The 8249-nt window shown below is 62.7% G+C and carries 5 protein-coding genes; 2 read left to right on the top strand and 3 right to left on the bottom strand.

Going from position 1 to position 8249, the window contains the following annotated elements; all coding sequences use genetic code 11:
- Nucleotides 1-739, top strand: a 739-nt coding sequence (locus ACLL97_RS16350) for an IS630 family transposase (RefSeq protein WP_411281548.1), incomplete at its 5' end; no start/stop codon positions are given.
- 1576 nt (nt 740-2315) lie between these two features.
- On the opposite strand, the gene ACLL97_RS16345 is transcribed toward ACLL97_RS16350, so the two are convergent.
- From ACLL97_RS16345 to ACLL97_RS16335, 3 genes are read right to left on the bottom strand one after another with little or no spacing between them, the layout of a single operon-like run.
- Nucleotides 2316-3011 (bottom strand): M48 family metallopeptidase, encoded by a 696-nt coding sequence (locus ACLL97_RS16345; RefSeq protein ID WP_411281547.1) that lies wholly within the window; start codon nt 3009-3011, stop codon nt 2316-2318.
- Between the two features lie 10 nt (nt 3012-3021).
- Nucleotides 3022-6108 carry a type I restriction endonuclease subunit R gene (locus ACLL97_RS16340; protein WP_411281546.1) on the bottom strand — a complete coding sequence of 1029 codons (3087 nt, stop codon included), beginning with the start codon at nt 6106-6108 and terminating at the stop codon, nt 3022-3024.
- Nucleotides 6109-6120: 12 nt separating this feature from the next.
- Nucleotides 6121-6792, bottom strand: a complete 672-nt coding sequence (locus tag ACLL97_RS16335) for a Fic family protein (protein ID WP_411281545.1) — start codon at nt 6790-6792, stop codon at nt 6121-6123.
- Nucleotides 6793-6845: 53 nt separating this feature from the next.
- On the opposite strand from ACLL97_RS16335, the gene istA reads away from it, so the two are divergent.
- On the top strand, nt 6846-8249 hold a 1404-nt coding region (gene istA / locus ACLL97_RS16330; protein WP_411281544.1), incomplete at its 3' end, for an IS21 family transposase.

Genomic DNA, 8249 nt, shown 5'->3' with positions numbered 1-8249 from the left:
CACGATGGCGCAGGCCCAAGGCCTCAGTGAAGCGACGGTCCGGCGCATCTGGCAGCGTCACCAACTGAAGCCGCACTTGACGAAGACGTTCAAGTTGAGCCGGGACAAGGCGTTCGTTGAGAAGTTGGTGGACATCGTCGGGTTGTACATCAATCCGCCGGATAAAGCCTTGGTGTTGTGTGTCGACGAGACGTCGCAGATTCAAGCGCTGGATCGGACACAACCGGGCCTGCCGCTCAAGAAAGGACGGTGCGGGACGATGACGCACGACTACAAACGCAACGGGACCACGACGTTGTTTGCCGCGCTGAGCATGCTGGATGGCAAAGTGATCGGCGACTGCATGCCGCGCCATCGGCATCAGGAGTTTATCCGCTTTCTCAAGAAGATTGACGACGAAACGCCAGCCGACCTCGTGCTGCACCTCATCGTCGACAACTACGGCACCCACACGCATGCCGCCGTCAAACGCTGGCTGAAACGGCATCCGCGCATGCACCTGCACTTCACGCCAACCTCGAGCTCGTGGCTCAATCTCGTGGAGCGCTGGTTTCGCGATCTCACCGACAAGCGCATTCGGCGCGATTCGTTCGACAGCGTGCCCGATCTCATCGCGACCATCGAGGACTACATTCTGCAATCGAACCAGAACCCACACATCTTCGTCTGGACCGCCTCGGTGGAGAAGATCCTGGCGAAGATCGCCAAATGTAAAGAAGCGTTAGACGCACTACACTAGGCATAGCGTCTGTCGTCTCACTGGCAACGGTGATGCAGGTTGTTGATGGAATCACCAGCAAGGTTCTCGGCCCTGTCGCCGCGCCAGTGACTACGATCGGAATGATTTTGGCCGACGATAGGGTTAACCGAGTTCGCCTAAGCGTGCTTGCGTTTCAGTGGAACTCTTTCAACTGCGGTTCTCGAACCCTTACGACGGGGAACTTGATTCGCGGATGGAACGGTGGAGGCGATCCTCGGTTCCACCTTGTTTGTCACCCAGAGAACTGGACCCTGACGTTCCCTGATGGGCAATCCTACACCTTTGTCGCGACTGTCTGCGAATATCAGATGACCTGATCTCGGCGTACTTGTTCGGACTATCCAGTTGGCCGTCGGTTTCCGCGAGCTCGTGGTAGGCGGCGGCCTGCTTGAGACAAGTACTTACCTATATCTTTAGGCTTAACGATGTTCAAGCTTCCACCTTCGATACTTCGCGAAGCCAAACGACCAGCCGGCTTCGACGGACAGGCGCCTCGAAGGATTATAGTCTTGTGTCTAGTGACGACCATATGGCTTGCGTACTTTCCCGTTCCGCTCACCTTGGGTATGCGTTGTACTGGGTTGGCCGTAGTGGCTGGAATCCTTCTTGCGCCTGCAATCCCTGCGCTAAGCATAGTTGTCTCTCTATTAATGGGGAGCGCGTTCATCGCGATTTCGCAGTCGAACCCCAGCGTTGACACGACCTACTCTGCGGACTTCCACGACATTATCAGCATGCGCGTGGTGGGACTGTCGCTTGTCGGCGTTTGCGTCTCGTTGGTGGTAGCGCTGCTTGTCAACCGTTCACTTCGAGCGCGCGCTGCCGCGGGCAACTCCTTCGCTGCCACACTGCTCGACCATCGTGGAGATTTATGAAGCGTGTAGCCGAAGCACTGCTGCGGCGAGCGAGAGGGCTGTGCTTGCTTGCCCCGAACGCGCTTTGGGCACAGTTGGCGCCGCCCGCTTCTCCGCATGATCCTATCGCGGCGTTCTCCGCACCCCTTCTTTGTAGCTATCGTCAAGAATTCAGCGCGGATTCGTTACTTGCGTTAATTGAAGGCGTTGAAGTTCACGAAGCTCCACCGGCAACGAAGACGCGCAATGAGCGCCAATTCATCTTCGTATTCGGCCCCACCGGCATTCTTCGGACCGCGTACATTCGGGCGACCGAGACAGTTTCGGATTCGGTTCTGACAATCATTGTCGCAGCGCGTCCGAGCCTCGATGGGCTCGAAGGGGCGCGCATAGATGCCGTCACTCTGGCTTCCGACGAAACAGCCGTAGTGGATTCAACGGCGTCGCCGACCAACGTCCTTCGGTCTTCCGAACGACAGCTTACGAAGTCGGAAATCCAACAGATTCAAGCGCTCGGGAGTGGACTATGGAATGGCCCGTGCCGCAAAGTAAAGTCATTCCCAGCGCCTCGAATGGTATCGGAAGTACATCGGCCAGAGGCCCCGCGCGCTGGCCCATACCGGTTCGCGTCGCGGTACGCGAGATAGGATTCTCTGGTAGTTGCTAAACTACTTGGCAACGTGCTTCACAGCTCGTATCCGTTACAACGGCAGCTCCTTCAACTCCGCCCGCGCCTCGCGCCACGCCGGATAGTACTGTTCCAGCAGCGCCACGAACCGCGGCCCATGCGTCGGCTCGATCAAGTGCACCATCTCGTGCACGATCACGTACTCCAACAGATCCTTCGGCTTCTTCACCAGCTCCGTGTTCAACCGAATCGTTCGCGCCGCGTGGTTGCACCCGCCCCAGCGCGTCTTCATGCGCTGCAAGAAGTAGCGCGACACCGTCACACCAAGCGTACGCTCCCACTTGGCGATCAGATCGGGTACGGCGTCGTGAAGCACCTGCAGGTACCACGCGTGCATCACCGCGTGCCGGCGCTCGGCGTTACTCCCAGGGCGCACCGTCAGCGTGATACGACGATGGTCGAGCGTCACGCCGGCCTTTCCGTCGCGCTCCGCCACCACGAGCAGGTACCGCCGGCCCCACAACCAATGGCTTTCACGCGTCACGTACCGCCGCGGGGCCTCTCGCGCCTGTGCGCGCAGTTTGGCGCGCTGATCGCGAATCCACGGCAGCTTGGTCACGGCGTAGGCGCGCGCAACATCCAGGCGGGTGCCCGCGGGCGCTACTAGGGTCACCCGTCCGTCGGGTGGATGCACGGCCAGATGTACGTGCTTCACGTCCTTGCGCGTGACTTCCACGGATACATCGCCAAGCTCGAGAACCGTCACCACGGCGACACCATCAGTAGCCCGGCTGGTTCTTCACAATCTCGAACACTGCGGTCGTGGCCTTGCCATCCCGGTTGAGCAGCGGATACAACGCGTTCTTCACCTTCGACTCGCGCGCGTGATCGCCTCGCCACCCGGCTGGCGCCTGCTCCCGCACGGTGCGGTCCAGCTTGAGGGCAAACGCCGCCAGCGCCTCTTCAGGGGTCGGGTACAGAAACGTGGTGGCCGGCACCGTAGGCAGGTTGTTGAACAACACCGTTGCCTCATGGTTGCCGTGCAGCACCGCCGGCACGCCGTTCGTGCTGCTGCGAGCCGCCAGCTGGCGTGCCAGTTCCTCCGCCTTTCGCAAGAACTCTTCGTACGCTTCCGCACCCTTCCGACTCTGCTCGATGAGGTCGTCCAGCAGCGTCGACATGCGCTCGTAGAAGCGCGGATCCGTCAGCTGATCGCGAATGATGACCTTCCGCACGTTGTTGATGATCGTCTCCGCGATGGCCCGCTTCGACAGCTTTCCAGATGGGTTGATCTGTCGCGCGATTACGTCGTTGATGCCCGTGTCGACGATCATCTCCACCAGCGACTGCGTTCCGGCCGCCCCGATCACCACGGCTGGATCTGCCAGCACGTACATGTCGAGCAGGTTGCGCATGTCGGCTTCGTACGGCTTGATGTCCAGCTCTTCGCCCGAATACTTCTTGATCGCGTCGCGAATGTCGGCGTGGACCTGCACCTCAAGTTTGATGGCGGCGGCCTTCGCCGTGTCGTAGCCGAGAGCGGCCATGTCGGTCGCCACCTCGGCGTAGGCGCGGGCGAACGCGGCCGTGGCCTTGTAGTAGGAAATTCGCAGCGGCTCCGTGGCGTCCAGCGCCTCGGGGTCGCTCGCCTCCCCGCAGAAATAGTGCAGGTACTGCTCCACCTCTCGCGGCGCAGGGACCGGCTCGCACAGGCGCATCACGACTTCACGCGTGTTCTCCAGCTGACGGCGGCCCTCCTCACGCCAATCGCGAACAGGCACATTGCCATCGTCGCCGGTCGCCTCGTCCACGTCGAGCACATCGGAACTGTAGAGCGAGATCGCCCCCTGTACCTCGCCGAACAGCTGCTTGAGATCCACGATCTGCCCGAACGGCTTGTCGTCACCGTCGAGTCGATTTGTGCGGCAAATGGCTTGGAACAGGTTGTGGTCGCGCAGCTCGTGGTCGAAGTAGATGTACGTACAGCTCGGCGCATCAAACCCGGTGAGCAGCTTGCTCACCACGATGAGCAGCTTGGTGTTGGCCGGCTCCTCGACGAAGCGCCGCTTGATTTCGGCTTCGTACTGCCCCGTTGTCTGTCCGGCCGAGAGCACGTGCTTTGTGTAGGTGTCGAACTTGTATCGCTCGTCGCTGTCAGCGGGCTCGCGCGAGATGGCGTTGTGATTGGGTTCGTACGACGTGACGATGCCAACGTACTTGCCGAAGTTGGTGTGCTGAAACAGGCGGACGTAATGACAGGCGTCGCGAATGGACGCCGCGACGAGAATCGCAGTGCCGCGGTCCGCGTTGAGTCGGGGCTTGAGCGCGAAGTCCTCGATGATGCTGGCGATGACCCGATCCTTTCGCTCCTTCGAGCTCAGGAGCTCCTGCATGTTCGCCCAACGCTTCTTCAGCAGAGACTTCTGGTAGTTGTTGAGGGGAGCGGTCTTCTTCTCGAACCACTCGTCGACCTTCTCGCCCTGCGTGAGGCGTTGCGGAACGTGTCGCGCCTCGTACCGGAAGTCGAGCACCACCTTGTCGGATACCGCTTCGTGGAACTTGTACGTGTGGATGTACGTGCCGAAGACGTCGCGCGTGAGCGGCTTATCCGTGCGCAACAGCGGCGTGCCGGTGAAGCCGATGAAAATGGCCCCCTCGAGCCACCGCTTCATCTGCTTGTTGAGCGCCCCACCTTGCGTACGATGACACTCATCCACGAACACATAGAACGTGCCGTGCCGCGGCGGGGGCGGCCCCTCCAAGTCGGTCGGATTGAACTTGTGCAGCAACGCGCACATCACCCGCGGCCCGGTAGCGGCCAACTGGCGTACGAGCTGCGCGCGCGTGGTCACCCGCACGTCCTTCTGGTCTTCGCTGACCACACCCGCGTTCTTCATCACGCCCGTGATCTGCTTGTCCAGTTCATCACGGTCGGTGACCACGAGCACCCGCGCGCTCGGGTCGTGCTCTAGCAGCCACTTGGCCAACAGCACCATGAGGATGCTCTTGCCACTGCCCTGCGTGTGCCAGATCACACCCCCTTCGCGCTGGGTCATGCGCGTCTGCGCCGCCTTCACGCCGAGGTACTGATGCTGGCGCGGGACCTTCTTGCGGCCCGCATCGAAGATCACGAAGTGGCGAATGAGGTCGAGCATGCGCGTCTTGTCGCAGAGCTCCGCCAGAGGGCTGTCGAGCAGTTCACCCGGGGTCGGTGCTATGCCCGTCGTTGCGGGTTCGCCGCGCTTCCACTGCACAAAGAACTGTTCGGGCGTACCCACGGTGCCGTAGTGCAATCCCTGCGTGTCATTCCCGGCGAGCAGCAACTGCGCGGTGGTGAAGAACCGCTCGTTGAAAATGGATTCCTGATTCGTGATCAGCTGCCGAATGCCGTGGGCCACCTCCACCGAGCTGCGCTTGAGCTCCAGCACGGCCATGGCGATACCATTGATGTACAGCACGAGGTCAGGGCGACGTTCGTGGCCACCGGTGAGCGTCACCTCCTCAGCAATGGCAAAGTCGTTCAGCGCGGGGTCGTCCCACTCTACGAAGTGCACCGTGTCGTGCGGCGCACCGGCGGCCACCTGCACCTTGGCGCCGTATCGCAGAAGGCTGTAGGTGCGAAGGTTCGCCTGGTACAGCGTAGTACCGGCCACTTCGGCCGCCTTTTCCAGCTCGAGCAGCGCAGCGCTGATGTGCGCGGCACCGTAGCCGCGGCGCTCGAGATTCGCGCGCAGGAGCGCCGGTTCGATGTGGCGATTGCCTGTGCGCGTTTCCCAGTTGCCGAGGTCTTCGTAACCAAGCGTGTCGCGGAACAGGGCGATCACGCGGTCCTGCGTGGCGCGCTCGGAGCGGGACTCAGGGGTCATTGGGATTCGGTATCAGGAGAGGCCCGACGATAGGTTCAGCTGCTTAAGCAACTCTTGTCCCGCCGCTGTAAGTTGGTACTTCTGCAGCCGACTGCTCGGCTTCTCTGGGATGGTCATCTTTATCCATCCTCCGTCCAAGCTGGGCCGGACATAGCGGTCCCTCAGGTCTGCGCGATCCTTGAGCTGCAGGCGCTCGCGCATCTCAGCGTTCCCGAGCGATCCTTCTGCGCCCAAGAGGCGGATCAAGGCAGCGACTGAGGGGGCGACTGGGGGGGTGACTTGCAGGGTGCCTTGCGTGGTAACCCCAAAAGTTACTGAGGCCGGAGCCAATGGCCGACGCACCACGGCCCTGAACTGGTTCCCCCGCACATCGTCGTCAAACTCTACCTGCGGCCACGCCTCCAGCGCGCGGGGAATGCCGCTCCCCATACCGCGGTATGGCAACTGCTGCACCGCATGGTCGGTAAGGGTAGGGTTCCGGCGGTTGGTCTTCCCGTGACGAATGGACTCGATGCTCAAGCTGTCGGGCAAGTGCCCGGGGCTGATGATCTCCACTCGATCCGCGAACACCATGAGGCGAATGGACGCACTGGTGAAATAGTCCCGATGAATGAGAGCGTTCACCAGTACCTCGGTGGACACCCAAAACCGGCCACCAGTCGACACCTGAAAACCGGCCACCACGACGGATGAGCTGAGGCGTTGACGGCGGAAGGCCCCCAGTGGGGGTTTACGCCATGAGCAATGTCTTGGAAGAGACCAAACAGCAGCAGGTGATCGCGTTAGGACGACTCGGCTGGTCGCTCCGGCGCATCGAAGGGGCGACCGGCATACGCCGTGAAACGGTCAGTGGCTATCTCAAGGCCGCCGGCGTCGCCGTCCGTGGGCGCGGGGGCCGACCCGCGCAGTGGCCGCCGCCAAATCCGGCCACCACGGCGGCGGTGTCCACCGACTCGGTGCTGCCCGCCGCGGTCGTGGACCCGCCCGTCGTGGCGTCATCGGCCACGACGGCGAGCGTGTGTGAGCCGTATCGGGAGCTCATCCTCGAGCAGATCCGTCGCGGCCGCAACGCGACGGCGATCTGGCAGGACTTGGTCGACCAGCACGGCGTTGCGGGCCGGTATGCGAGCGTGCGGCGCTATGTGCGGCGCGTGCGCGGCGGGTTCACGCCCGAACCGTCGGGCATCATCGAGACGGCCCCCGGTGAGGAAGCGCAGGTCGACTACGGCGAAGGGCCGATGGTGCGCGATCCGACCAGCGGGAAGTACCGACGCACGCGCCTGTTCGTGATGACGCTCGGCTACTCACGGAAGTCGGTGCGGCTGCTCACGTGGCGATCCAGCAGTCAGATCTGGGCCGAGCTGCACGAACAGGCGTTTCGACGCGTGGGCGGTAGCGTGCGCGTGATCGTGCTCGACAACCTGCGCGAAGGCGTGGTGCAGCCCGACGTCTACGACCCGACGATCAACCCGCTGTACCGCGATGTGCTCGCGCACTACGACGTCGTCGCGCTGCCGTGTCGCGTGCGCGATCCGGATCGCAAAGGCAAAGTGGAGTCGGGCATCGGCCACACGCAGAAGACGCCACTCAAGGGCCAACGCTACGAGACCCTCGAGGCCGCCCAGGCCGCGCTCGATCAGTGGGACGCGCGCTGGGCCGACACGCGAATCCACGGCACCACCACGCGTCAGGTGAGCGCGATGTTTGCCGAGGAGCGCCCGCACTTGCAGCCGCTGCCGCTCGAGCCCTTTCGCTACTATCGGTACGGCGCCCGCACCGTGCATCTCGATGGCTGCGTCGAAGTCGAGGCGTCGTACTACAGCGTGCCGCCGGGCTGGATCAGTCAGCGCGTCAGCGTGCCGTGGAACGAGCTGCACGTCCGCGTGCTCGATCCGCGCTCGGGACACCTCCTGCGCGAACATCTGCGCACGCGGCGCGGCCATCATCGCGTCGCCGATGCGGATCGCCCCTCGCGCACGCCTACCAAAACGCTCGCGCTCCTCGACGTCGCGCGCAAAGCGGGACCGTCCATCGGCGCGGTGTGCGACCACATCCATCGTACCGAGGGCGTGCTCGCGCCGCGCCGCATCCTCGGGGTCCTGTCGCTCGCGCGGAAGCACGGGCCGGCGCTCACCGAAGAC

This window comes from Gemmatimonas sp., from assembly GCF_046594945.1.
Taxonomy (GTDB): domain Bacteria; phylum Gemmatimonadota; class Gemmatimonadetes; order Gemmatimonadales; family Gemmatimonadaceae; genus Gemmatimonas.
The sequence above is the reverse complement of the archived record's forward strand: the minus strand, read 5'-3'. Positions and strand labels throughout refer to the sequence as shown.